Raw genomic sequence first — 24,625 nt, forward strand, 5'->3', positions numbered from 1 at the left:
CCGTTAATGATCAGTACAACGCAAAAAGCGCCCGACTCAGGCCTTGTCCGCGATGGCGGTCGAGAGCTTCGAAACGAAGTCCTCCAGCGACATCACGCCCAGATCCTGGTTGCCTCGGGCGCGCACTGCGACTGCGCCGTTCGCCTTTTCCTTGTCGCCGACGACGAGGATGAACGGCACCTTTTGCAGTGAATGCTCGCGGATTTTATACGTGATTTTCTCGTTGCGCAAATCTGCCTGAACCCTAACCCCTTGTTTTTGCAGCGATTTCACAATGCTGGAAACGTAGTCCGATTGGGCGTCGGTGATATTGGCGACAACGACCTGCGTCGGAGCCAGCCAGACGGGCAGCGCGCCGGCGTGCTGCTCGATCAGGATGCCGATGAAACGCTCCAGGCTGCCGACGATCGCGCGGTGCAGCATCACGGGGGTGTGGCGCTCGCCGTCCTCGGCGACGTACTCGGCGCCCAGGCGCGCGGGCATCGAGAAATCGACCTGCATCGTGCCGCACTGCCATTGGCGGCCGATCGCGTCCTTGAGCGTGTATTCGATCTTCGGACCGTAGAAGGCGCCGTCGCCCGGGGCGATGATGAACTCCACGCCGGAGGCGCGCAGCGACTCCATCAGCGCGAACTCGGCCTTGTCCCAGACCTCGTCCGAACCGATGCGCGCGTCGGGGCGCGTCGCGACCTTGTAGATGATGTTGTCGAAGCCGAAGTCCTTGTAGACCTTCTGCAACAGGGCGGTGTACGCCACGCACTCGGCCAGGATCTGGTCTTCCGTGCAGAAGATGTGGCCGTCGTCCTGCGTGAAGCCGCGCACGCGCATGATCCCGTGCAGGCCGCCGGTCGGCTCGTTGCGATGGCACTGGCCGAACTCGCCGAAGCGCAGCGGCAGGTCGCGGTAGCTCTTGATGCCGTGCTTGAAGATCAGGATGTGGCCGGGACAGTTCATCGGCTTGAGCGCGTAGTCGCGCTTCTCCGATTCCGTCGTGAACATGTTGTCGCGGTACTTGTCCCAGTGGCCCGTGGCCTCCCACAGCGTCTTGTCCAGCAGCTGCGGGCCCTTCACTTCCTGGTAGCCGTTGTCGCGGTACACGCGGCGCATGTACTGCTCGACCTCCTGCCAGATCGTCCAGCCCTTGGGATGCCAGAACACGACGCCCGGCGCGTGCTCGTCGATGTGGAACAGCTCCAGGTCCTTGCCCAGCTTGCGGTGGTCGCGCTTCTCCGCTTCCTCCAGCATGCGCAGGTAGTTCGCCAGGTCGTCCTTGGTCGCCCAGGCCGTGCCGTAGATGCGCTGCAGCTGCTCGTTGCGATGGTCGCCGCGCCAGTAGGCGCCGGCCACCTTCATCAGCTTGAAGAACTTCAGCTTGCCCGTGGACGGCACGTGCGGGCCGCGGCACAGGTCGGTGAAGCCGCCCTCGGCGTACAGCGAGACATCCTGGTCCGCCGGGATGCTGGCGATGATCTCGGCCTTGTAGGCCTCGCCGATGCCCTTGAAGTACTCGACGGCCTCATCGCGCGGCAACACCGAACGCGTGACCTTCTCGTCCTTCTTCGCGAGCTCGCCCATCTTGGCCTCGATCGCCGCCAGGTCGTCGGGCGTGAACGGGCGCTTGTACGAGAAGTCGTAATAGAAGCCGTTCTCGATGACCGGGCCGATCGTGACCTGCGCGTCGGGGAACAGTTCCTTGACCGCGTAGGCCAGCAAGTGGGCCGTCGAGTGACGGATGACGTCCAGCCCGTCCGGATCCTTGTCCGTGACGATGGCCAGCTGCGTGTCCTTGTCGATGAGGAAGCTGGTGTCGACGACCTTGGCGTCATCGCCCGAGCCGACGCGGCCGGCCAGCGCCGCCTTCGCCAGGCCCGTGCCGATGGAGGCCGCGACTTCGGCGACGGTCACCGGTTGCGGGAACTCGCGCTTGGAGCCGTCGGGCAGTTGGATGGAGATGTTGGACATGAGGGGGAACTCCAGAAAACAAAAAAGCGCGACCACGTGCCGCGCTTTTTCTGGGGTGCTGACTTTTTCCGGACAGCTGATGAAAGACGTGACGAGCCGCGGTCGCTCAAACCTTCGCAGTGGAGGTGGTAGTCCGCGGTGTCATAACCATGTCGCCTTTCCCGGTCCTTGTTGGAAAAAGAAAATGAGACATCCAGTGTAGCTCAGAGCGCCTGGATGTCGAGGGTGGGACGGGCGCAGGCCTCGCGGAACTCGTCCCTCAGACGCTCGCCCTCGCGGACCGCGCGCAGCCAGTCGCGGGCGCGGCCGGGGACGTCGTTCAGGTAACGCTGGAAGTCGTTGCGATCGGGCAGCTTGCCGTTGGGCAGCGTCTTCACCCACTCGGGGTTGGGCGTGAGCAGCACGACGTTGTCGAGGAAGGCGCTGGTCCGGTGCCGGTGCTTGAGCGCCTTGTCCAGCCAGCCCGGCACGACGCTGGCCTGGAAGTGCGGATACAGCGCGATGCCGTCGCCGACCATCGCGGCGTAGTTCAGGTGCAGGTGGTAGTCGGTGATGCCGCCGTCCCAGTAGGCGCCGGCGGGGGCGCCTTCGATGTCGTGCACGGCCTGCAGCCAGAACGGGATGGAGCAGCTCGCCAGGATGCTGGGCTTGAGGTTCCCTGCATCGAGCGCGACCTGCCGGCTGCGGTAGTCGGCCAGCGGCATCGGCAGCGGCGAGCGCTTGTCGGAGAAGACGACCCGTTCGAGCCAGGCGCCCATCGCGCGCCGCGACATCGCGTTGGCCGCGAACGCGCCGAGGTAACCGAGCGGCGTGCGCAGGCGCCCTTCCCGCCCGAGCACATGCTTGCCGCGCGAGGTGAACACATGCAGGCGGAACTGCGGATGCGACAGCACCTCGGCCTCGCGGCCGCCGAAAATCTCGCCGAGCTTTCCGGCGAACGCGCGCGAGACCGTCGCGGCGGTCGGCCGCTTGCCGGGCGCGGACTCGTAATCCTGGTGGGCGTAATCGTGGGCGAGGCGCCCGAACTCCGCGTTCGCCTGCGCGGCGTCGCGGGTCAGACAGGCGGTGGCCATGCGCCAGGCGCCGATGGAGGCACCGAGCAGATGGACCTCCTGGCCGCCCGACGGCAGGAACTCGCCGAAGAGATGCGCGTCGAGCGCGCTGAGCACCAGCCCCTTCGGGCCGCCGGCGGCGCCGGGCACGACGCGCACGTCGGCGGCGCGCAGGCCATGGTCGCGCAGCCGCTGGCGCGCACGGGGTCCGGCGAGGATCTGCAAGGCCTGCATCGGGCGGATCGTCCTTTCAAAACGGAGGCGCCCGACGCGGCAGCCCCTCAGCCGAAGCCGATTCCGACCGGGGGAATCAGAGCTTCATTTCCAGGTTCAGCTGGAACCAGGGCTTCATGCCACGGCCGGAGGCGTAGAAGTCGCCGCTGGCGAACGTGGTCTCGGCCCGCGAGTCGAGCGGGAACAGATTATTGGCCGAGAAACGCACCGAGGTCTTCGGACTGACCATCCACTGGGCGAAGACATCCAGGCCGCGGTTGCGCGAGTACTCGGCGCTCTGGGTGTCGGTCTGGCGCACCGTGTAGACCGGCGTGTAGTTCAGGTTGGCGCCGGCGGTCATCGGCACGGTACTGAACCGGTAGTCCAGCCCCAGGTTGGCCGTCCAGGGCTGTTGCTGGTCGAGCCGGTTGTCCGGACCGTCCACGGCCTTCACCCGCGAGCGATAGACACTCACGGAGCTGCGCAGGTTCAACGGCAGCTTGGGATCGAACAGCGACGGGAACAGCTCCCCGGCCCGCCCCTTGAGTTCCAGCTCGATGCCGCTGGTGGTCGCGCTGGAGAAATTCATCGGCCGGTTCACGTAGCGCGGCGCCGTCCAGAACGGCGGATTGGCAGGATCGAGCGTCACGACGTTGCGGATCAGCTGGCTGATGTTGCGGTGGAACAGGCCCACGCTGAAGAGACTGCCGCCGGACAGATATTTCTCGTACGCCAAATCGAAGCCGGTGGCCAGCTCCGGTTTCAGCGCCGGATTGCCGATGCGGTCCGGACTGATCTCCTCGTTCTGCTCGCCGGTGCGGGGATCGGGGAACTTGCTGCTCGGCGTGTAGCGGCCCAGCATCTGGGTCAGTTCCGGCGCCTTGTAGCTGCGGGTGATGCTGGCGCGGATCATGTCGCGCCCCTTCGGATCCAGCTTGTAGGTCAGGTGCCACAGCGGCGACAGCACGCTGGAGCTGTTGCGTTCGTCGACGTCGATGCCACGGCTGGTGGTGACGATGCGCTCGTGACGCAGGCCGAAGTAGGTCGACCATTGCGGATTGATCTCCCACTCGTCCTGGACGAAGAAGGCCTGACGACGGATCCGGGCGCCGAAGTTCTCGCCGTTGAGCCTCGGGTCCTGCGCCTGGCCGCCGACAAGGGTGTTGCGGATCTCGTCGCGCTGGCGGAACTCGAAGTCCCAGCCGACGGTCAGCGTGTGCTCGTCGCCGAGGATGTGGCTGTACTTGCCGGCCTGGGTCAGGCTGCGGTCGCGGCTGTCGAGCAGCGCGTCGACCGGCCGCTGCGTCAGCGTATGGTTCTCGATGTGGTTCTTGGCGTCCTGGACGCCGGCCTTCAGCTCCCACTTCTGGGTCTCGCTGAACCGGTTGTTCCACGTCAGGTTGGCGCGGAGCATCTGCCACGTGCCCTGGTTGTCGGCGTCGTCGTCCAGACGCGTGGCGTTGCTGTAGGCAGCGTCTGGCGTGAGCCGGACCGAGTTGTTCCAGAACCCCTTCTGCGCGAAGCCGACCAGCGAGACCGTCTCGTCGTCACTGACCTTCCAGTTCGCGCGCGGCGCCGAGTTGAAGCCGTGGCCCCAGTTGCGCATCTTCCCGTGCTGCGATGCGACCACCGGCTGGCCATCCGGCGCGGTGCCGTTGCGCTCGATCTTGGAGGTCATCTCCTGCAGCCACTGGAACGCGGAGATCGGCACCGACACCGACACCGGCCCGAAGCGCTCGCCGTAGGTGAAGGTGCCCGACGGCACCGGATGGTTGATGTTGTAGCCGGCGCCGACGCGCAGGTCGCGCTGCGACACCTTCGGCGCTTCCTTCAGGATGATGTTGATCGCACCGGCGACGGCCTGGGCGCTCTGGTCGGCGCTCGGGCCCTTGGTGAGCTCGATGCGCTCGACCTGCGCGGGATCCAGCTGGTCCAGCTTGAAGCCGGGGGCGCGGGATCGCCGTTGATCAGGATCAGCGTGTAGCCGGAGCCCAGGCCGCGCATGCGCGGCGCGCCGTCGGACACGTTGACGCCGGGCAGGCGCTTGAGCACGTCGGCGACGCTCGTGTCGCCGTACTTGTCGAGCTCATCGCGGCCGTAGATCTGCTTGGCGACCGGCGAGCGGCGGCGCAGCTCGGAATCGGTGTTGCGGCCGGTGATCTCCACGCGATCCAGCCGCTTGCCCGACGTCGGCTCGTTCCCCAATCCAGGGGCGCGTCCTGCGCGAGGACGGGGGCCGCGGGCGCGAGCGCGGACAGGCAGACAAGGGCGCAGGCCCTGGCGATGGCGTGGGTCTTCAAAACGGGCTCCCGAGGATTTGGTGTCGACACCGTGTGAGGTCTGTCGACTTTTGTCTTTGACGGTAAACGGCGCGCAGCGTAGCCGTACACCGCGCGCTCCGACACCTCAGGTGCGACCAGCCGCGAAAAATGGGGGATCAAACGCGGATCGGCGCCGCAGACGGCGCCGATCACGGACCACCGGGGCGCTGATCGCCCCGTTCGCGCTCAGCGCTTGAGCTTTGCGAACGCGGCCGCCATCGCGTTGCCGCCAGTCGGCTGGGCGTCCCGCGCGCCGGACGGGCGAGCACCGCCCGGGCGCTCGTTGCGGCCGGCCGGACGGAAGCTGTTGTCCGGCTTCGAACCGCCGCGCGGCGCCTGCGCGTCCAGCTTCATCGTCAGCGAGATGCGCTTGCGGGCCAGGTCGACCTCCAGCACCTTCACCTTGACGATGTCGCCGGTCTTGACGACCTCGCGCGCATCGTTGACGAACTTGTTGGCCAGCTGGCTGACGTGGACCAGGCCGTCCTGGTGCACGCCCAGGTCGACGAAGGCGCCGAACTGCGCGACGTTGGACACCGTGCCTTCCAGCACCATGCCCTCCTTCAGGTCCTTGAGGTCCTCGACGCCGTCGTTGAAGCGCGCGACCTTGAAGTCCGGACGCGGATCGCGACCCGGCTTCTCCAGCTCGCCGAAGATGTCCTTGACCGTGATCGCGCCGAAACGCTCATCGGCGAAGGCTTCCGGCTTCAGCGCGCGGATCACGTCGGACTTGCCCATGACGTCGGCGATCGGACGCTGGACCTGCGCCAGGATGCGCTCGATGACGGGATAGGTTTCCGGGTGCACGCCGCTGACGTCCAGCGGGTTGTCGCCGTCGCGGATGCGCAGGAAACCCGCCGCCTGCTCGAAGGTCTTCGGACCGAGGCCGGTGACGTCCAGCAGCTGCTGGCGATTGCGGAACGCGCCGTTGGCGTCGCGCCAACGCACGATCGAATTGGCGACGCTGGCCGACAGGCCCGACACGCGCGAGAGCAGCGGCGCGGAGGCGGTGTTCAGGTCGACGCCGACCGAGTTCACGCAATCCTCGACGATGGTGTCCAGCGTGCGCGCGAGCTCGCTCTGGTTGACGTCGTGCTGGTACTGGCCGACGCCGATCGACTTCGGATCGATCTTCACCAGCTCCGCCAGCGGATCCTGCAGGCGACGCGCGATGGACACGGCACCGCGCAGCGACACGTCCAGGTCGGGCAGTTCCTTGGAGGCGAATTCCGACGCCGAGTACACCGAGGCGCCGGCTTCGCTGACGACGACCTTTTCGATGACGGTGTCCGGCGCCATCGACTGGATGCGCTTGATCAGGTCGGCGGCGAGCTTGTCGGTCTCGCGCGAGGCAGTGCCGTTGCCGATGGCGATCAGGTTGACGCCGTGCGTGGCGCACAGGCGCCCCAGCACGTGGATCGAGCCTTCCCAGTCGCGCTTGGGCTCATGCGGGTAGACGGTGGAGGTGTCCAGCACGCGGCCGGTGTCGCTGACGACCGCCACCTTCACGCCGGTGCGGATGCCGGGGTCCAGGCCCATGACGACGCGCTTGCCGGCCGGCGCGGCCAGCAGCAGGTCGCGCAGGTTCTCGGCGAACACCTTGGTGGCGACCTTCTCGGCCTCTTCACGCAGGCGGCCGAAGAGATCGCGCTCCAGGCTCAGCGAAAGCTTGACCTTCCAGGTCCAGGCGACGGTCTTGCGGATCAGTTCGTCGCCGGCGCGCTTGCCGTGGCTCCAGCCGAGATGGCGCGCGATGCGGCCTTCGGCGAGCGACGGCTGGCCGAGGACGACCTCTTCGTCGAGCGCCAGCTTGGCGTCGAGGAACTCCTGCGTGCGACCGCGGAAGACGGCCAGCGCGCGGTGCGACGGCACGGTGCGGATCGGCTCGGCGTAGTCGAAGTAGTCGCGGAACTTGGAGATGTCGGGGTTGTTCTCGTCCTTGCCGTCCATCAGCTTGGACTTGAAGAGGCCCTCCTCCCACAGCCATTCGCGCAGCTTGCCGATCAGCAGGGCGTCCTCGGCCCAGCGTTCGGAGAGCAGGTCCCGCACGCCGTCCAGCACCGCGAAGGCGTCGGCGAAGCCGGCGTCGGGGTTGAGGAAGGCGCCGGCTTCGCTCATCGGGTCGAGCGACGGATCGGCGAACAGCTTGTCGGCGAGCGGTTCCAGGCCGGCTTCGCGGGCGATGAGGCCCTTGGTGCGGCGCTTCTGCTTGTACGGCAGGTAGAGGTCTTCCAGCTCCTGCTTGGTCGGCGCGGCGGCGATGGCGGCGGCGAGTTCGGGCGTGAGCTTGCCTTGTTCCTCGATGCTCTTGAGCACGGCCTCTCGGCGGTCCTCGAGCTCGCGCAGATAGCTCAGGCGGGCCTCGAGTTCGCGCAGCTGGATGTCATCGAGGCCGTCGGTGGCCTCCTTGCGGTAGCGGGCGATGAACGGGACGGTGGCCCCGCCGTCGAGCAGTTCCACGGCCGCGTTGACCTGAGCCGGGCGAACCTTCAGTTCGGCGGCAATCTGAAGCAGGATCTTGTCCAAAACAGCGACGGGCCTACGGCCCAGAGAGCAACGAAAGCGGACAAGTTTAGGGCACTGGGACAACGGCGCTGGCGGGTCGGCAGGCGCCGGTGTCCCCCGAGCGACTTGGGGAGCCTGCGAGTCGTAGGAGCGAGGGGGGATACCGGCGCCTGCCGACGGGCTCGGTTTCACGCGGGGAAGGCCCGCAGCAGGAGCGCATCGACATCGAGGGGGCGCGTATCGAGCGCTCCGGTGATCGGGCCCCATTGCGGATCGAAGCGGCTGGCGATGAACGCATCGGCGACGAACGCGGGCGAGTGCCGGCGCAGGAGCGCCGCCTGCGCGAGCAGCACCAGCCGCGACGCAAAGCGTCGGCCGAGCGCTTCCAGCTGATCCGGCGGCGTTGCCAGCAATCCGCGCAACGCCTCGAGTTCGTCGCGCAGCACGCGGTCGTCGCCGACGTCCGCCTCGATCTCGTCGAGCAACGCCAGGAAGGCTTGCGGATCGCGCGCCACGGCGCGCATCACATCCAGGCACATCACGTTGCCCGAGCCTTCCCAGATCGAATTCACCGGTGCCTCTCGATACAGCCGGCCCATGATGCCGTCGTCGATGTAGCCGTTGCCGCCGAGGACTTCCATCGCCTCGCCGGTGAGTTCGACCGCGCGCTTGCAGACCCAGAACTTCGCGGCCGGCGTGACCAGCCGCATCCAGGTACGCTCGCCCGGATCTTCCTGATGCTCGAAGGCGTGCGCCAGACGCAGGCTCAGTTGCATCGCGGCCTCGCTCTCCAGCGCGAGGTCGGCGAGCACCGCGCGCATCAGCGGCTGCTCCGCGAGCCGCTTGCCGAAGGCGCGGCGATGCCGCGCGTAGTGCAAGGCCTGCACCAGCGCCTGCCGCAACATCGCCGCGCTGCCGACGACGCAGTTCAGCCGCGTGTAGGTGGCCATCTCGATGATGGTCGGGATGCCGCGGCCCTCCTCGCCCATCAGCACGCCGTAGGCGTCCTGGAACTCGACCTCGGAACTGCTGTTGCTGCGGTTGCCGACCTTGTCCTTGAGGCGCTGCACGTGGACGGCGTTCTTCGTCCCGTCGGGCCGCCAGCGCGGCACGAAGAAGCAGCCCGGCGAGCCGTCGGGCGTCTTGGCGACGACCAGGTGCGCGTCGCACATCGGCGCGGAGAAGAACCACTTGTGTCCCGTGAGCCGGTACTCGCCGCCGCGGCCGCCCGGGCCGACCGGCTCGGCGCGTGTCGTGTTGGCGCGCACGTCGGACCCGCCCTGCTTCTCGGTCATGCCCATGCCGATCCAGATCGAGCGCTTCTGCGCGAGGGGCAGGTCCCGCCCGTCGTACCCGGTGCTGAAGAGCTGATCGCGCAAGGCCTCCCACAGCGGCGGCTCGCGGCGCAGCACCGGGATGCTCGCCTGCGTCATCGTCGCGGGACACAGCGTGCCGGCCTCGACCTGCCCGTGAAGATAGAAGCCGGCGGCCCAGGCCGCCCAGCGGCCGGGGCGCTCGTCGCGGAACGGCATCGCCACCAGGTCGGCGCGCCGGTACATCGCGAGCAGCTCGTGCCAGCCGGCGTCGAACTCGACGCGATCGATGCGGCGGCCGCGCTTGTCGAAGCTGTCCAGCGTCGGCGTGACGCGGTTGATGCGCTCGGCGATCGCGGAGGTCTCGGGACGCCCCAACTCGGTCGCGTACTCGTCCAGACCCGGCACGAAGGCCTCGGCGCCGGCACGCGCGAGCGCCTCCTTCAGCGCCGGATCGGTCGCGAGCAGCGAGTAGCCGATGAGCTCGTCGACCTGGTTCGCAACCTCGTGGGTGTGCCACCCGGCGGCCGGGTCGGCACGGTCCGGATCGACATCGGCGGCGGTATGCATGGGGTTCGTCTCCATCGTCGTCATGGTGTGCGTCTGCCGATACGTCACCCGTTTCCAGCATGTCCTCTGGATCGGGGGCGCGGCAATCCGGATCGTCGCCTATCGCGCGCACGCCAGCCATGGCCGTGCCCGAAAAACTGGTTGCAAGGGTTACACCGGCTGTAAGGCCTGACAGTCCGAACCGGCCCGCGATGCCCCTACATTCGCCCAGTCGTCCGGACCACCACAACCGACCTCGGGTCCTCCGAGGCACCCGGCGACACCTCGGGACGCGGCGCCAGCCGCACGCACCTCCAAGAACATCTGACACGACTCCACCACTGGGTCGCGCACAGAGGGGGCCGTCCCGTTCCTACCTGAGCGCGCACGGCCGTTTCTTCGGGAGATCTGATCGATCCATCACGAAAGAAAGAGGCTTATGTCTAAGGTTTCCACACAGGCATCCATCCAGCGCGTCCTGCGCGCCACCTTGTTCGCCGCCGCGGCCACCGCCGCCTGCCAGGCGATCGCCGCGGACCGCGTCCTGCTCGACGACGCGTCCCCGGTGAACACGCAGATGCGCGCCTCGAGCGCCGCACCCCAGTCCGCCGCCACGGCGCTCGGCCTCGGGGCCAGCGACCTGCAGGCCGTGCGCAGCCAGGCCTACGCCGGCGGCAAGGTCGTCACCCGTCACCAGCAGTACTACCAGGGCGTCCCGGTGTGGGGCGAAGGGGTGGTCGAAAGCAGCGACGCGGGCGCCTCGCGCTTCTCCGGCAGCATGCTGGCCAACATCCAGCAGGACCTGCCCAGCGCGCAGGCCAGCCTGACGTCGCAAGGCGCGCTCGCGCAGGCCAAGGGCGCCATCAATGCCGCGATCACCGAGAACGAGCAGGTCAAGCTCTACGTCCGGCTGAACCAGAACAACAAGGCGCAGCTGTTCTACCTGGTGTCCTTCGTGCGCCACGACGCGAAGCAGCCGAGCCGCCCGCACTTCATGATCGACGCCACCACCGGCGCCGTGCTGGAGCGCTGGGAAGGCCTGGCCCACAAGGACGCCACCGGCCCCGGCGGCAACGCCAAGACCGGCCGCTACGAGTACGGCACCGACTACCCGGCCCTGAAGGTGACCGACACCTGCCAGATGAACTCCGGCAACGTCGTCACCGTCAACCTCAACGGCAGCACCGGCGCCAGCAACACGCCCTTCCAGTTCACCTGCTCGCGCAACGAGTACAAGCAGATCAACGGCGCCTACTCGCCGCTGAACGACGCGCACTACTTCGGCGAGATCATCTTCAAGATGTACGGGGACTGGTTCAACATCCGCCCGCTGACCGGCACGCTCTACATGCGCGTGCACTACGGCAGCAACTATGAGAACGCGTTCTGGGACGGCACGGCGATGAGCTTCGGCGACGGCCGCACCACCTTCTATCCGCTGGTCTCGCTGGACGTGTCGGCGCATGAGGTGAGCCACGGCTTCACCGAGCAGAACTCCGGCCTGACCTACTCCGGCCAGTCGGGCGGCATGAACGAGGCCTTCTCCGACATGGCCGGCGAGGCCGCCGAGTACTACCGCAACAACGGCAGCAACGACTGGCTGGTGGGCGCGCAGATCTTCAAGGGCTCGGGCGCGCTGCGCTACTTCGACGATCCGACCCGCGACGGCAGCTCCATCGGCAATGCGGCCGACTACCGCAGCGGCATGGACGTGCACTACTCGAGCGGCGTCTACAACAAGGCCTTCTACCTGCTGGCGACCAAGCCGGGCTGGAACACGCGCAAGGCCTTCGAGGTGATGGTCGACGCCAACCGCCTGTACTGGACCGCCAACAGCACCTTCAACCAGGGCGCCTGCGGCGTGGAAACGGCCGCGACCAACCGCGGCTATGCCAAGGCCGACGTGACCGCCGCCTTCGCCAGCGTCGGCGTGAGCTGCTCCGGCACCACGCCGCCGCCGACCACGACGGTGCTGACCAGCGGCGTCCCGGTGACCGGCATCTCGCTGGCCAAGGGCGCGACCAAGCTGTACAGCATCACCGTTCCGGCGGGCCGCACCACGCTGACGATCAAGCTGTCCGGCGGTTCCGGCGACGGCGACCTCTACGTCAAGCGCGGCTCCGCGCCGACGACGACGAGCTACGACAAGCGCTCGATCGGGTCGACCAACGCCGAGACGATCAGCTTCTCGGCGCCGACGGCCGGCGTGTACTACGTGCTGCTGAGCGCGTACTCGACGGTGACCAGCACCACGCTGGTCGGGACCTACTGATCCCCGCCTGATCGAGCCCGACGCGCCGCCCCGCGCGGCGCCGAGGATGCCGGCGCGCTGCCCTGCGCGGCGCGCCGGCTTCGCCATTCCTGGAACGATTCCGGAGACAACACCCCATGCGTTCATTCCTCACCATCACCGCGGTGTGCGTCGGCCTGTCCGCGCTCACCCCCGCGTACGCGGGCGACAAGGTCTGGATCAGCCTCGGCGACGCCGCGCTGGCCCAGTTGCAGAAGCACCGCCCGGCCGCGCGCGCCGTGGCCAGCGTCAAGGCCGATGCCGCGCAGGATGCGTCGGCGTCGTCCTTCGCGGCCAGAAACGAAGGCATCCATCTGGTCGAAGTCGACGAGGACGCGCTCGCCTCGCTCAGCCACTCGATCCACGAGGAGCTGCGCCGCTGCGGCGGCTACATGTACCACCCGAGCCAGGAGGCCGGCCTGGCCGCGCTGAAGCGTCACAGCACGCCGGCCGCCTCGCAGCAGCTCGCCGCCGCGCTGGTCGCGACGCGGCCCAGCTACGTGATCGACCAGCAGGCCGTCGTCACGCCGATCCTGTCGCAGATGCAGGCCAGCAACATCGGGCAGACCATCGTCGACCTGTCGGCCAACATCAACCGCTACTACACGAGCAGCAGCGGCGTCGCGGCGTCGAACTGGCTCAAGCAGAAGTGGACGACGCTGGGCGGCGGCCGCAGCGACATCACCGTCGAGCAGTTCACCCACGCGGGATGGGCGCAGAAGTCGGTGATCGCGACGATCCAGGGCAGCGACAACGGCAGCGAAGTGATCGTGATGGGCGCGCACCTGGACTCGATCAACCAGTCCGGCGGTTCGGGCGAGACGATGCGCGCGCCGGGCGCCGACGACGACGCTTCCGGCGTCGCCAGCCTGACCGAGGTGCTGCGCGCGCTGGTGCAGGCGAACTACAAGCCGCGCCGCACGATCAAGCTGATGGCCTATGCGGCCGAGGAAGTCGGCCTGCGCGGCTCGCAGGAGATCGCCAACAGCTTCGCCGCGGCCAACACCAACGTGGTGGGCGTGCTGCAGCTCGACATGACCAACTACAAGGGCGCCGCCAACGACATCTACATCTTCACCGACTACACCGACAGCGCGCAGAACACCTTCCTGACGAACGTGATCTCGACCTACCTGCCGACCTTGCGCGTGGGGACGGACCGTTGCGGCTACGCCTGCTCGGACCACGCGTCCTGGAACGCCAAGGGCTTCTTCGCGAGCATGCCCTTCGAGTCGAGCTTCAGCGCGGACAACCCCAACATCCACACGGCCAACGACACCTACGCCAACATGGGCAGCCAGGCGGACCACGCGCTGAAGTTCGCGCGCATGGCCGCGGCATACGCGGTGGAGCTGGGCAGCGATGGTCCGGGCACGCCGCCGCCGGCCGACAAGACGGAGAACTTCAGCGGCAGCCTGACGCGCGGCCAGAGCAAGAGCTTCGGCCCGTTCAAGGTCAAGTCGGGCGGCAGCCTCGCGGCGAGCACGACGGGCACCGGGGACATGGACCTCTATGTCCGCAAGAGCGCCGTGCCGACGACGTCCACCTACACCTGCAAGTCGGACGGCTCGACCGCCACCGAGGGCTGCAGCGTCACGATGACCGCCAACGGCGATGTGTACGTGCTGGTCTACGCCTACTCGGCCGGCAGCTACCAGCTCAAGGTGACGTACCGGCCGCAGTGAAGCGGTCCCGCAGCCAGCGTCCGGCGGCGTCGTTCTGCGAGCGGGGATGCCACGCCATCGCGAGACGGAACGGCGCCAGCTCGAACGGGAGTTCGAGCAGGTCGACGAAGGACTCGTAGCGCTGCAGCAGCTGGCGCGGCAGGGTCGTCACCAGGTCCGTCTGCGACAGCACCAGCGCGACCTGGTTGTAGCTGGGCACCGCCGCGGTGACGCGGCGGTGCCGGCCCAGCCGGGCCAGCACGTCGTCGACGGAGGACGAGAACTCGCCCCTCGATGACACGATGACATGGGCGAGATCGCAGTATTCATCGAGCTTCGGCGGCCGGTTGCCGCGCGGGTGATCGCGCCGCTGGGCCAGCGCGAAGTCGGCGCTCATCAGGAACCGCGCCTTCAGCGTTTCCGGCATCTTGTCGATGTCGCCGAGATAGAGGTCCACCTCGCCGCGCGCCATGCGCTCGACGATGCCGACGTCGTAGGGCGGCACGACGGCCATCTTCAGTTCCGGATTGCCATGGCGCATCACCTCGGCCATCACGTCGAGCGCCAGGATCGTGAACACGCTGTCGTTGGCCGCGACGGTGAAGGTCCGCGCCGACGTCGCCGGATCGAAGTCGTGCGGCTGCGCCACCGCCTCGCGCAATTGCGAGAGCGCCTGCGCGAGCGCCGGGCGCAACGCCAGGGCACGTTCCGTCGCGACCATGCCGCGACCCGTCTCCGAGGGCACCAGCAACGGGTCCTGGAACAGCTCGCGCAGCTTGGCCAGATGCCCCGACAACGTGGGCTGGCTGATGTGCATGCGCTGCGCGGCGCGCGTGACGTTGAGCTCGTCGAGCAGCGTGTCCAGCGAGATCAGCAGGTGCAGATCCGAACGTCTCATATCCATTATTCCGATACCTCCCATCGAATCTGACGACTCACACCCGTCGGCGCTCCGGTCCTACGCTTCGATCCCTCAGAAGCCAGCACCACCCCGGAGCGCCCATGTCGTCCAGCATCGATTTCTACTACCACCCGACACCGAACCCGTCGAAGGTCGCATTATTCCTGGAGGAAAGCGGCCTTGCCTACCAGATTCGTCCCATCGACATCGCCAAGGGCGAGCAGCACGGCGAGGCCTTCCGCGCCATCAACCCGAACGGCAAGGTCCCGGCGATCGTCGACGATGGTATCGCCATCTTTGATAGCTCGGCGATCCTGCTCCACCTCGCCCGCAAGGCGGGACGCTTCAACGGCGACCCCTCCGACGCCGGTCAGGCGCAGCTGCTGTCGTGGCTGATGTTCATCGCCTCCGGCGTCGGGCCGTTCACCGGCCAAGCCATCCATTTCACCCATTACGCCCCCGCCGGCGAGGCCTACGGCGCGCATCGCTACCGCTTCGAGGCAGACCGCCACTGGGCGATCGTGGAGGCCCATCTCGCCACCCGCCGCTACCTGCTCGGCGACGCGTACTCGATCGTCGACATGGCGCTGTGGGGCTGGTGCCGCGGGTTGCAGTACCTGCTCGGGGCCGATGCCTGGGTGCGCTATCCCAACGTCGCGCGGCTGTTCAACGAGATCAACGAGCGTCCCGCCGCGCAACGCGTCGCCGCGCTGGCCGCCCGCTTCGACTTCAAGCAGGACACCGACGCACAGACGCGCGCCAGCCTGTTCACGCACGGGCTGCCCACCGCCGCCGCCTGACCGCCCCGCCACCACCTCCCATTCCGATGTCGACCTCGACCTCCACCAGACCATGATCAATCGTTCATTCCTCACCCTGACCCTGGCCATCGCCGCCGCCTTCGCCACCGTGGCACCCGCAGTCCACGCGGAGGGCGCTGCGGCGGCGCCCAAGCTCAGCCACCTCCAGGCGGGCTACCAGCACTTCAAGATCGGCGCGTTCGAAGTGATCGCGCTGTCGGACGGCACGCTGCCCATCCCCGCCCAGCAGGTGCTGAAGGGCATCAGCGCGGACGAGGTCGCCTCGCGCCTCGCCCAGACCTACCAGGGCACCGAGGTCGAGGCCTCGATCAACGCCTTCCTGATCAAGGCCGGCGATCGGCTGGTGATGGTGGACGCGGGCACCGGCGAGCTCTACGGTCCCAAGCTCAACAAGATCGGCGCGAGCCTGAAGGCTGCCGGCTACGCGCCGGAGCAGATCACCGACATCCTCATCACGCACATCCACACGGACCACACCGGCGGACTGATGGACGGTTCGCGCCTGGTGTTCCCGAACGCGACGCTCCATCTCGAGCGCAAGGAGCTCGACTACTGGCTGGGCGCCGGCCAGCGCGACCGGGCGCCGGAGGCGCTGAAGGTCTACTTCGACCAGGCCGCGGCCAAGGTCCAGCCCTATGTCGACGCGGGACGGGTGAAGACCTTCCATGGCGAGGCCACGCTCTTCCCGGGCATCCGCTCGCTGCCCGCGCCGGGACACACGCCGGGCCACAGCTTCTACGTGCTGGAGAGCCAGGGCGAGAAGCTGGTCTTCTGGGGCGACCTGCTCCACGTGGCCGATGTGCAGCTGCCCCGGCCGGACGTGACCGTCGCCTTCGACGTCGACCCGAAAGCCGCCGCGGCGACGCGCAAGCAGGCGTTCGCCGAGGCGATCAAGGGCCGCTACTGGGTCGCCGGGGACCACGTCGCCTTCCCCGGCGTGGGACACCTGCAGGCCGACGGCAAGGGCTATCGCTGGATCCCGATGCCCTACGTCAACGACCACTACGAAACGAAGTAAGGAGGAGGGCCCCGGGAGGGGCTCATCCGTGCTACATTAGCCGGATAGATTCGCACAAGACCTTTCTTCTGAGGTCTTCTCTGCAGCCGCCGCCGGCCCTCCCCGGGCCCCTCGTGCGAGCGGACTGCTTCAGCAACACCCCCCGCTGCAAGCTCTTGAGTGTCTCTGTCCCGGCACGCATCCGTGCGCCGGGTTTTTCCTGTCATTCATTCCAAAGGAAACAACATGACGACCAAGACCGGCACCGTGAAGTGGTTCAGCGACGACAAGGGCTTCGGCTTCATCACCCCGACCGACGGCTCCAAGGACCTGTTCGCCCACCACAGCGAAATCCAGAGCTCGGGCGGCTTCCGCACCCTGGCCGAAGGCGCCAAGGTCGAGTTCGAGACCAAGGACGGCCCGAAGGGTCCGCAAGCTTCCAGCATCCGCGTCATCTGAACGCAGACTGAGTGAGCCCGCCGGCGAGCCTCTCCCGAGGCGCGCCTCAGGACTCACCGGAGGCTCACAGCTTCCACCCGTCGCTGAGCAGCGACGGGTCGAGCTCTCTCCTGATCGCCTGCGCAGCCGCCTCGCGATCATCGGCGACGCCCTCCACGTGGAGCACCCTCCGCGTCGGCAGCCCCGGCCGCTGAAAGATCACCGCCCCGACGTCCGTCGCGGGTGCCGTGACAAACACCAGATCAAACGAATCGATCCGCAGTCCGCCGATGTTGGACAGCCGCGTCCGGATCAGCATGACGCCCCCTGCGCGGCGGTCACGCCAGTTCCTGCCAGTAGATGCGTTGGCCGTCCTCGGTGAGGCACAAGGCACCGCCTCGCCATTCGAGCCAGCGCTGGCTGACGAGCCGGTCGATCAGCGGTTCAGGGATCTCGCTCGCGCGACGCCGGTGGAGTGCGTCCACGCAGGTGCGCAAAGACTCCCGGAGCACGTCCAGGTCCTGCGATGTTGCCATTGCCCTACTCCTCGCGTTTCGCGCCACGACATGCGGCGCGAACAGAAGCGCCAAGCGATCAAGGCGAGGACTTGCGGCGCGTTCGAGAGCCTCGAACGAAGCAAGGACTTCGGGATGACAACCTCACGGTCTATGCGCCGATAGTAGCTCAGCCGCCTCCCAGGCTTGATGGGCCTTCCGGGCCCTCGGGCCTCAGCGGCCTCAGCGGCCTCAAGGGCATCAAGGGCCTCAAGGGCCTGCCGACGGACCGGCGGGCAGCTCGATCCGGAATTCGGTGCCCGACGCACCGGTCTCGACGGCGATGCGTCCACCGTGCGCTTCCACGATCGTTCGGCACACGAAGAGCCCCAGTCCCATGTTGCTGGCGGCGGGCGCGTCCGTGGTCCGATGGACCATCGGCTCGAAGAGCCGGCCCCGCACGTCGTCCGGAATCGGACGGCCTTCATTGCGCACCGACAACTGCCGCGAGTCCGCACGACCGCCCGCGCGCACGACGATCGGCCGCCCCTCGGCCCCGTGCTCGACCGCGTTGCGCAGGAGATTGGCGATGACGCGAGACAACCGGTCGCCGTCCCACCAGCCGTCATCGGGCGACTCCTGCATCAGCTCGATGACGAGACCCGGATAGGCGCCCCGCGCCTCGTCGATCGCCGCGGATGCCAGCGCGCCGAGGCGCTGCGGCGTGCGGCGCAGGATCAGGTCGGCGCCGAGCCGGCTGCGGGCGTAGTCCTGGATGTCGTCGAGCATGTGCGTCATGCGCCGCGACGCCGCCGTGATGCGGGACGCCATCTTCTGCGTCATGTCGGCCGTGAGCGGCCCCTTGGCCAGCAGCTGGCTGCTCATCGAGATCGCGTCCAGCGGATTGCGCAGGTCGTGTCCGAGGATCGCGAGGAACAGATCCCGCGCGCGCTCCTCGTCGAGGCGCTTCTGGTCGAGTTCGTCGGAGAGCGCCCGCAGCACGTCGCGCCGCCGCAGCAGCGCATGCAGGTTGGCGATCAGCACGTCCTCGTCGACCGGCCGCGTGAGGTAGGCGTCCGCGCCGCTCTCGAGCCCGTGGACCAGGTCCCGGTCCGCGACATGGATGCCGGAGACATGGATGATGGGGACGGACGCGGCCGACTTCGACGCGCGCAGCTGGCGGCAGACCTCGAAGCCGTCGATGTCGGGGAGCATGACGTCGAGGATGATCGCGTCGATGCCCGCATCGCCGACATCGACCACGGCCTGCCGCAGCGCTTCCGCGCCGTCCGCCGCCTCGACGACCGCGAAGCCGGCGAGCTCGAGGCGGCGCCGGAGCGCGTAGCGGTGCGCTGCCTCGTCGTCGACGAGCAGGATCGTGCGCCTCCCCTGCGCCTGATGTGCGGCTTCCATCCCTGTTTTCCTTGAAGGACTCCCTCGCGCCGCCACCGATGAGGGCGCCGTGGTCCGAACGCGAAGCGTAGCGCAACCCTGCCGCTGCGCGGCCCGGAGTTACTCGTGTCCGCTGATCGCGTGCGTCACGTAGGGCGCCTCCAGCGCGGCCATCTCGGCGTCATCGAGCACCACCTCCAGCGCGCCCACGGCGTCGTCCAGCTGTTCGATCTTCGAGGCGCCGATGATGGGGGCCGTCACCTGCGGCTTCGCGAGCACCCAGGCCAGCGCGACCTGCGCCATCTTCGCGCCGCGCTTGGCCGCGAGGTCCTGCACCGCCTGGATGGCCGGCCGGTCCTGGTCGCCCGACTTGTCGTAGAGCCGCTTGCCGACGTCGTCGGTCTGCAGCCGCTGCGTGGCTTCGTCCGCCGGCCGGGTCAGACGGCCCCGCGCCATGGGGCTCCACGGGATCAGCCCCACGCCCTGGTCCGCGCACAGCGGGATCATCTCGCGCTCCTCCTCGCGGTACAGCAGGTTGAGGTGGTTCTGCATGCTCACGAAGGGCGTCCAGCCGTTGCGGCGCGCGACCTCCTGCGCCTTCGCGAACTGCCACGCATACATCGACGAAGCCCCGAGGTACCGCGCCCGCCCCGAGCGGACCACGTCGTTCAACGCGCACATGGTTTCCTCGATCGGCGTGTCGGCGTCCCAGCGGTGGATCTGCAGCAGGTCGACGTAGTCGGTGCCCAGGCGCGCCAGGCTCGCGTCGATCTCGGCGAGCACCTGCTTGCGCGACAGGCCGCGGCGATGCTTGACGCCTTCCGGCGTCTCATACGGGAAATACATCTTGGTCGCGAGCACGACCTCCTCACGCCGCGTCATCTCCTTGAGCAGCACGCCCACCATCTGCTCCGACGTGCCTCCGGAGTAGCTGTTGGCGGTGTCGAAGAAGGTGATCCCGCGCTCGACCGCCCGGCGGAAGATCAGGCGGGAGGCGTCGAGGTCCAGCGTCCAGCTGTGGTTGCCGACGTCCGCCGCCCCGAAGGTCATGCATCCCAGGCACAGCCGCGAGACGTCGAGTCCCGTGTTGCCCAGCTTGGTGTACTTCATGCCTGCAGCTCCTGGTTGAATCCGTTCCAAAGTCGAGGGCGCACTGCGCCGCGCCGCTAGCGGCGCTTCCAATCGAAGTCGGGGATGAAGATCCGGGTCTTGAAGGTCCCGCCCCATTCCACGCGGAAGCCCGCGCCCTTCAACAGCTCAACGACCCGTTCGCCCACCTTGACGCCTTCCGTGTCATCGTCGCCGTCGATGGAGCCGAAGGCGAGGAACAGACCCTGCCCGTGCACGGCACGTTCCAGGTCTTGCCCATGGAAGAAGCAGTACCCGTGGAAGGCGCCGGGATCGTCCGCCTCCGCGCGCGCCTCGACGATGTCGCCCCAGCCGTCGCTCTGCGTATAGCCGGCGTTCTGGAGCGCGATCACTCCCTCGGCGGTCAGCGCATCGAACACGGCATCCAGCCGATCGCAGTCGGTCACCGCCGGCCAGCTCGCCTGGTCCAGGCTGCGCGCATGGAGCGCCGCATCGACCGCAGCCTCGATCGCGGCTTCGGCCGCCTCTTCCTGGCCGTCCTCGATGAGTTCATCCCCCTGCATCCGCTCCAGGGTGTCCGCGATGATGTCCGGGCGATCGGCGAAGCCGCCCCGAACGTCGACGTCGATGCTGTACAGCACGTCCGGATCCAATTCCATGCATCGCTCCCGATGGCGGCGCGCACCATTGCGCTTCCGGCAGGGCAGCATAGACGAAGGTCGTGAATCGGAGACACTGGCGATCCCATGTCACCTCTGCCTTCGGTGACAACGAATCCCTGATCCGGAGCACGCATGACCGCCACGCACTTCTATCCGATCGGCACACCCGGCGTCCCGTGGGGCGACGCGGAACGCATCGCCTGGCGCGAGCGTCAGGTCGTGTCGCGGCGTTACCAGGACGACGTCGTCACGCGCGTCGAGGCCCTGGCCGGCCGCTTCGAGATCGTGCGCTACGGCCAACTGACGTACGGCGCCGATGCCTATCCGCTGCTCGCGCTGAAGAGCCGCGCGTGGGACGCGTCGCGCCCGGTGGCGCTGGTCACCGGCGGCGTGCACGGGTACGAGACCAGCGGCGTGCTGGGCGCGCTGCGCTTCGCCGAGGAACACGCCGAAGCCTTCAGCGATCGCGTGAACGTGATCGTCGTGCCCTGCGTGAGCCCGTGGGCCTACGAACGCATCTGCCGCTGGAACTACCACGCGGTCGATCCCAACCGGAACTTCGGCGCGCGCCGCGAGGCCGCGGAGTCGTCCGCGCTGATCGAACTGCTGGCGCCCTACGCGGGCCAGTTCCTGCTGCACATCGACCTGCACGAAACGACGGACACCGACATCACGGAGTTCCGTCTGGCCCTGGCGGCGCGCGACGGCAAGCCGCTGGAAGCCGAGGAAGTGCCCGACGGCTTCTACCTGGTCGGCGACAGCGAGACGACCCGACTCGACTTCCAGGAAGCCATCATCCAGGCGGTGGAAAAGGTCACCCACATCGCGCCGCCGGACGCGGACGGCCACATCATCGGCGCGCCCTTGAGCGCACGTGGTGTCATCGAGTTCCCCGTGCGCAACTCGGGCTTGTGCGCCTGCGTGACGCGGGCGCCGTTCACGACGACCACCGAGGTGTATCCCGACAGTCCGCGCACGAATCCGGAGGAGTGCATCGAGGCGCAGGTCGTGGCCGTGCGCGCGGCGCTGGACTTCGCCCTCACGCACCAGCCCTGACGGCTGGCCGCTCGCGCCGTCACCAGGCGCCGCGCGGCGCCTGGTCTGCTGCCAGAACTGGACGAGCCTGCGCAGAAACTTGGCCGGTCGATCACCAGACCCGAGGCCTCCCATGCACACGCCCGCACATCCTGGCGCCGATGACTTCGACTTCGAATTCGGCACCTACGCCATCCATCACCGCCGGCTCAACCGGCGCCTGAGCGGCTGCGAGGACTGGACCACGTTCGAAGGCCGCTGCACCACGCGGCCCATCCTCGGCGGCCTCGGCAACATCGAGGACAACACGCTGGACCTGCCCGACGGCCGCTATCGCGCGGTGGCGCTGCGCTCCTTCGATCCGGCGAGCGGGCTGTGGGCGATCTGGTGGCTGGACGGCCGTGCGCCGCATGCGCTGGACGTGCCGGTGAAGGGCCGTTTCGACGGTCCGATCGGGCTGTTCTTCGCCGACGACGTGCTGGATGGACGAGACATCAAGGTCCGCTTCACCTGGGACAAGCGCAACCTGGAAGAGCCGCGCTGGGAGCAGGCGTTCTCCGCCGACGGCGGGACCACGTGGGAGACCAACTGGGTGATGCGGTTCACGCGGGTGGCGGACGCGACCTGAGACGCCCGACGCCTCCGGGCCGCCGCGCTCCCGCGCGCAGGCCGTCTAGCCCCACACCGCCACCGGGCAGTCCACCTTCCCCTCGCCGTAGCGCACGCCCGGCACGACGTCCTGCACCAGGATCGTCGGCCCGTCGAGGTCGACGATGTCGCACAGCTGGCCGACCAGCATCGCCGGCGCCATCGCCAGGCTGGTGCCGCCCATGTTGCCGACCATCACGCCGAGCTTGAGCACCCGCGCGCGGTGCGCCATCAGCAGCGCCTCGGTCAGCCCGCCGCACTTGTCGAGCTTGATGTTGAGCACGTCGAAGCGCCCCGGCAGCGCCTCGAGCTCGTCGAGCGTCAGGCAGCTTTCGTCCGCCGCGGTCGGCATCGAGAAATCGACGAGCGCCATGTCGGCCTCGCGGCCACGCGCGAAAGGCTGCTCGACGAGGCTGACATCGCAGGCGACCAGCACCGGCAGCAGCGCCTCGATCGTGGTCGGCGTGAAACCCTGGTTGGCGTCGACACTGAGCCACACGTCCGGCCGCGCGCCGCGCACCGCGCGCACCCGGGCGATGTCGGCATCCGTGTCGCCGGTGAGCTTCAGCTTGAGCGCCCGCATGTCGCGCAGCGCGAGCGCCCTCGTCGCCATCGCGCCCGGTTCATCGGCGCCCAGCGTGATCGTCGTGGTCAGCGGACGCGGCTCGGTGAGTCCGGCCAGTTGCCAGACGGCCCTGCCGGCACGCCGGGCTTCGAGCTCCCACAGCGCGCAGTCGACCGCGTTGCGCGCGCCGCCTGGGGGCATCAGACGTCGCAGCGCCTCGCGGCCGATGCCGCCTTCGATCGCGTCGCGCACCGCCTCGATCTGCGCCGGCATGTCCGCCGGACGGTCGTTCAGGTAGTAGACGCCGGCGGCCTCGCCGCGCCCCTCGTCGGGTCCGTCCCGCAGGACGATGCGCATCGCAGGCATCTCGGTGAAGCGGTAGCCGGAGATGACGAAGGGTTCGCGCAGCACGAGCTGCTCGAGGTGGGTGGACAGTTGAAAGCGGGGCATGAGGTCAGGCACTGGACGAGGAGGGTCAGGCGTTGCGGAAACGCCGGGGGAAAGGTCTCGGGCGTGGACGCCGGCGGCGGCGATGTCAGCGGGCAGGTCCTCGCCGAGCGCGAGCGCCGCGGCGGCGCGGCCCAGTGCGGGCGCAGTCTGGATGCCGTAGCCGCCCTGCCCCGCGCACCAGAAGAAGCCGGGCACCGTCGGATCCATGCCCACCACCGGCGTGCGGTCGGGGCTGAACACGCGCAGCCCCGCCCAGCGGTGCCGCACGCGCGCCACGCGCTGCCCGCTGAGCGTCTCGAAGCGGTCGACGGCGATGGCCACGTCCAGTTCCTCGGGCTGCGCGTCGCAGGGCGGGCTCGGCGTCTCGTCCGCCGGGGAGATCAGCAGCAGCCCGGCATCGGGCTTGAAGTAGTGGCTCTCGTCGATGGCGATGACCGCCGGCCAGTCCGCCGCTTCGGCGGCGGCGACGCCTGTCGGCACGTCGATCAGCGCGGCGGTCCGCCGCAGCGGCTGCAGCGACAGCGGCGCGACGCCGGCCAGTTGCGCCACCGCATCCGCCCAGGCGCCGGCGGCGTTGACCACCAGCGGTGCGCGCACGCTGAAGCTGTCGGTGCGGGCGAGCCAGCCCTTCTTCTCTCGCGCCAGCTCACGCAGCGGCGCGCCGAGGTGCAGCCGCACCCCGCCCGCCCGCGCCTGCCTCAGGAAGCCTTGATGCAGCGCGTCGACATCGATGTCCGCCGAGGTGTCGTCGAGCAAGGCGCCCTCGATCAAGTCGCGCTGCAGGATCGCGAGGCGCCGGATCACTTCGTCCGCATCCAGGCGCCTCGTGTGCGTCCGCACGTCCTCGTCCGTGGCGAAACGGTCGGCGATCGCCTGCTGACCGGTGCCGATCAGGTAGAGCGTGTCCCGCGCGCGCAGCAGCGGCACCTCGGCGAAGCCGGCCGTCGGCCGGTCGAAGAACGGCCGGCTCGCCCGCGTCAGCGCACGGACCGGCGCATTCCCGTAGAGCGCCGAATACAGCGCCGCGGAGCGGCCGGTGGTGTGATACCCGGCGTGCGCCTCCGCTTCGAGCACGGCCACCGTCATGTGCGGCGCGAGGTTCGCCGCGATCGACGCCCCGGCGATGCCAGCCCCGATCACCAGGCAATCCACGCTGCGGGCGGTCGTCTCACTCATGGTTTTTAGCTACTTTCCAATTTGGAAAATAACTCTACCATCCGGACAACTCTATGCACAACCTTGTTTGTCGCGGGAAGACCCGCAG

General features: G+C 68.3%; 20 protein-coding genes. 7 read left to right on the forward strand and 13 right to left on the reverse strand.

Annotated features, from left to right (window positions below):
* Positions 1-36 precede the first annotated feature (36 nt).
* The 6 genes from thrS to ACQ859_RS24525 form a co-directional block, all read right to left on the reverse strand.
* On the reverse strand, positions 37-1,962 hold the full coding sequence (gene thrS / locus ACQ859_RS24500) for a threonine--tRNA ligase (RefSeq protein WP_431263155.1): 1,926 nt from the start codon (positions 1,960-1,962) through the stop codon (positions 37-39).
* Positions 1,963-2,165: 203 nt separating this feature from the next.
* A complete protein-coding gene (locus ACQ859_RS24505; RefSeq protein WP_431263156.1) occupies positions 2,166-3,248 on the reverse strand; it encodes a phospholipase in 1,083 nt (360 codons plus the stop codon).
* A 76-nt stretch (positions 3,249-3,324) separates the two neighbouring features.
* Positions 3,325-5,043 (reverse strand): TonB-dependent receptor plug domain-containing protein, encoded by a 1,719-nt coding sequence (locus ACQ859_RS24510; protein ID WP_431263157.1) that lies wholly within the window; start codon positions 5,041-5,043, stop codon positions 3,325-3,327.
* 14 nt (positions 5,044-5,057) lie between these two features.
* Positions 5,058-5,432 carry a TonB-dependent receptor plug domain-containing protein gene (locus ACQ859_RS24515; RefSeq protein ID WP_431263158.1) on the reverse strand — a complete coding sequence of 125 codons (375 nt, stop codon included), beginning with the start codon at positions 5,430-5,432 and terminating at the stop codon, positions 5,058-5,060.
* Positions 5,433-5,734: 302 nt separating this feature from the next.
* The gene (locus ACQ859_RS24520; protein ID WP_431263159.1) at positions 5,735-8,074 is read right to left on the reverse strand and encodes a Tex family protein; all 2,340 of its coding nucleotides are present in this window, start codon (positions 8,072-8,074) and stop codon (positions 5,735-5,737) included.
* Positions 8,075-8,241: 167 nt separating this feature from the next.
* Positions 8,242-9,936 carry an acyl-CoA dehydrogenase family protein gene (locus ACQ859_RS24525; protein WP_431266646.1) on the reverse strand — a complete coding sequence of 565 codons (1,695 nt, stop codon included), beginning with the start codon at positions 9,934-9,936 and terminating at the stop codon, positions 8,242-8,244.
* A gap of 418 nt (positions 9,937-10,354) precedes the next feature.
* On the opposite strand from ACQ859_RS24525, the gene ACQ859_RS24530 reads away from it, so the two are divergent.
* The gene (locus ACQ859_RS24530) at positions 10,355-12,187 is read left to right on the forward strand and encodes a M4 family metallopeptidase (RefSeq protein ID WP_431263160.1); all 1,833 of its coding nucleotides are present in this window, start codon (positions 10,355-10,357) and stop codon (positions 12,185-12,187) included.
* Positions 12,188-12,303: 116 nt separating this feature from the next.
* Positions 12,304-13,890, forward strand: a complete 1,587-nt coding sequence (locus ACQ859_RS24535; protein ID WP_431263161.1) for a M20/M25/M40 family metallo-hydrolase — start codon at positions 12,304-12,306, stop codon at positions 13,888-13,890.
* Here the strand turns inward: ACQ859_RS24535 and ACQ859_RS24540 are convergent.
* Positions 13,865-14,767 (reverse strand): LysR family transcriptional regulator, encoded by a 903-nt coding sequence (locus ACQ859_RS24540; protein ID WP_431263162.1) that lies wholly within the window; start codon positions 14,765-14,767, stop codon positions 13,865-13,867. The two genes, ACQ859_RS24535 and ACQ859_RS24540, sit on opposite strands and share 26 nt — an antisense overlap.
* Positions 14,768-14,871: 104 nt before the next feature.
* Between ACQ859_RS24540 and ACQ859_RS24545 the strand changes: the two genes are divergently transcribed.
* From ACQ859_RS24545 to ACQ859_RS24555, 3 genes are all read left to right on the forward strand, one after another.
* Positions 14,872-15,570 carry a glutathione S-transferase family protein gene (locus ACQ859_RS24545; protein ID WP_431263163.1) on the forward strand — a complete coding sequence of 233 codons (699 nt, stop codon included), beginning with the start codon at positions 14,872-14,874 and terminating at the stop codon, positions 15,568-15,570.
* Positions 15,571-15,622: 52 nt separating this feature from the next.
* Positions 15,623-16,609, forward strand: a complete 987-nt coding sequence (locus ACQ859_RS24550; protein WP_431263164.1) for an MBL fold metallo-hydrolase — start codon at positions 15,623-15,625, stop codon at positions 16,607-16,609.
* Positions 16,610-16,834: 225 nt separating this feature from the next.
* On the forward strand, positions 16,835-17,047 hold the full coding sequence (locus tag ACQ859_RS24555; RefSeq protein ID WP_331615178.1) for a cold-shock protein: 213 nt from the start codon (positions 16,835-16,837) through the stop codon (positions 17,045-17,047).
* Between the two features lie 64 nt (positions 17,048-17,111).
* Here ACQ859_RS24555 and ACQ859_RS24560 read toward each other — a convergent pair whose 3' ends face one another.
* The 5 genes from ACQ859_RS24560 to ACQ859_RS24580 form a co-directional block, all read right to left on the reverse strand.
* Positions 17,112-17,345 carry a hypothetical protein gene (locus ACQ859_RS24560; RefSeq protein ID WP_431263165.1) on the reverse strand — a complete coding sequence of 78 codons (234 nt, stop codon included), beginning with the start codon at positions 17,343-17,345 and terminating at the stop codon, positions 17,112-17,114.
* Between the two features lie 19 nt (positions 17,346-17,364).
* A complete protein-coding gene (locus ACQ859_RS24565; RefSeq protein WP_431263166.1) occupies positions 17,365-17,562 on the reverse strand; it encodes a hypothetical protein in 198 nt (65 codons plus the stop codon).
* A 228-nt stretch (positions 17,563-17,790) separates the two neighbouring features.
* Positions 17,791-18,933, reverse strand: coding sequence for a hybrid sensor histidine kinase/response regulator (locus tag ACQ859_RS24570; RefSeq protein WP_431263167.1), 1,143 nt, complete (start codon positions 18,931-18,933; stop codon positions 17,791-17,793).
* Positions 18,934-19,032: 99 nt separating this feature from the next.
* Entirely contained in the window at positions 19,033-20,022 is a 990-nt protein-coding gene (locus ACQ859_RS24575; RefSeq protein WP_431263168.1) for an aldo/keto reductase, read from the reverse strand.
* Positions 20,023-20,078: 56 nt separating this feature from the next.
* Positions 20,079-20,660: a DUF6891 domain-containing protein gene (locus ACQ859_RS24580; protein WP_431263169.1), complete on the reverse strand. Its 582-nt coding sequence runs from the start codon at positions 20,658-20,660 to the stop codon at positions 20,079-20,081.
* A 135-nt stretch (positions 20,661-20,795) separates the two neighbouring features.
* Here ACQ859_RS24580 and ACQ859_RS24585 point away from each other — a divergent pair, with 135 nt between their 5' ends.
* Together ACQ859_RS24585 and ACQ859_RS24590 are read left to right on the forward strand one after the other, a co-directional pair.
* Positions 20,796-21,719 (forward strand): M14 family metallopeptidase, encoded by a 924-nt coding sequence (locus ACQ859_RS24585; RefSeq protein ID WP_431263170.1) that lies wholly within the window; start codon positions 20,796-20,798, stop codon positions 21,717-21,719.
* Between the two features lie 112 nt (positions 21,720-21,831).
* Positions 21,832-22,326, forward strand: a complete 495-nt coding sequence (locus ACQ859_RS24590) for a DUF1579 domain-containing protein (RefSeq protein ID WP_431263171.1) — start codon at positions 21,832-21,834, stop codon at positions 22,324-22,326.
* 45 nt (positions 22,327-22,371) lie between these two features.
* Here the strand turns inward: ACQ859_RS24590 and ACQ859_RS24595 are convergent, their stop codons facing one another.
* The gene (locus ACQ859_RS24595) at positions 22,372-24,537 is read right to left on the reverse strand and encodes an FAD-dependent oxidoreductase (protein WP_431263172.1); all 2,166 of its coding nucleotides are present in this window, start codon (positions 24,535-24,537) and stop codon (positions 22,372-22,374) included.
* Positions 24,538-24,625 lie beyond the last annotated feature (88 nt).

This window comes from Roseateles chitinivorans (assembly GCF_050632235.1).
Lineage (GTDB): Bacteria > Pseudomonadota > Gammaproteobacteria > Burkholderiales > Burkholderiaceae_C > Roseateles > Roseateles chitinivorans_A.

Bases quoted from the DNA above. Each gene is read 5' to 3' on its own strand.
- ACQ859_RS24595 (WP_431263172.1), bottom strand. From the start codon at position 24,537: ATGAGTGAGACGACCGCCCGCAGCGTGGATTGCCTGGTGATCGGGGCT.
- ACQ859_RS24585 (WP_431263170.1), top strand. From the start codon at position 20,796: ATGACCGCCACGCACTTCTATCCGATCGGCACACCCGGCGTCCCGTGG.
- ACQ859_RS24560 (WP_431263165.1), bottom strand. From the start codon at position 17,345: ATGCTGATCCGGACGCGGCTGTCCAACATCGGCGGACTGCGGATCGAT.
- thrS (WP_431263155.1), bottom strand. From the start codon at position 1,962: ATGTCCAACATCTCCATCCAACTGCCCGACGGCTCCAAGCGCGAGTTC.
- ACQ859_RS24545 (WP_431263163.1), top strand. From the start codon at position 14,872: ATGTCGTCCAGCATCGATTTCTACTACCACCCGACACCGAACCCGTCG.
- ACQ859_RS24570 (WP_431263167.1), bottom strand. From the start codon at position 18,933: ATGGAAGCCGCACATCAGGCGCAGGGGAGGCGCACGATCCTGCTCGTC.
- ACQ859_RS24575 (WP_431263168.1), bottom strand. From the start codon at position 20,022: ATGAAGTACACCAAGCTGGGCAACACGGGACTCGACGTCTCGCGGCTG.
- ACQ859_RS24525 (WP_431266646.1), bottom strand. From the start codon at position 9,936: ATGCATACCGCCGCCGATGTCGATCCGGACCGTGCCGACCCGGCCGCC.
- ACQ859_RS24565 (WP_431263166.1), bottom strand. From the start codon at position 17,562: ATGGCAACATCGCAGGACCTGGACGTGCTCCGGGAGTCTTTGCGCACC.
- ACQ859_RS24550 (WP_431263164.1), top strand. From the start codon at position 15,623: ATGATCAATCGTTCATTCCTCACCCTGACCCTGGCCATCGCCGCCGCC.
- ACQ859_RS24590 (WP_431263171.1), top strand. From the start codon at position 21,832: ATGCACACGCCCGCACATCCTGGCGCCGATGACTTCGACTTCGAATTC.
- ACQ859_RS24505 (WP_431263156.1), bottom strand. From the start codon at position 3,248: ATGCAGGCCTTGCAGATCCTCGCCGGACCCCGTGCGCGCCAGCGGCTG.
- ACQ859_RS24555 (WP_331615178.1), top strand. From the start codon at position 16,835: ATGACGACCAAGACCGGCACCGTGAAGTGGTTCAGCGACGACAAGGGC.
- ACQ859_RS24530 (WP_431263160.1), top strand. From the start codon at position 10,355: ATGTCTAAGGTTTCCACACAGGCATCCATCCAGCGCGTCCTGCGCGCC.
- ACQ859_RS24540 (WP_431263162.1), bottom strand. From the start codon at position 14,767: ATGAGACGTTCGGATCTGCACCTGCTGATCTCGCTGGACACGCTGCTC.
- ACQ859_RS24535 (WP_431263161.1), top strand. From the start codon at position 12,304: ATGCGTTCATTCCTCACCATCACCGCGGTGTGCGTCGGCCTGTCCGCG.
- ACQ859_RS24580 (WP_431263169.1), bottom strand. From the start codon at position 20,660: ATGGAATTGGATCCGGACGTGCTGTACAGCATCGACGTCGACGTTCGG.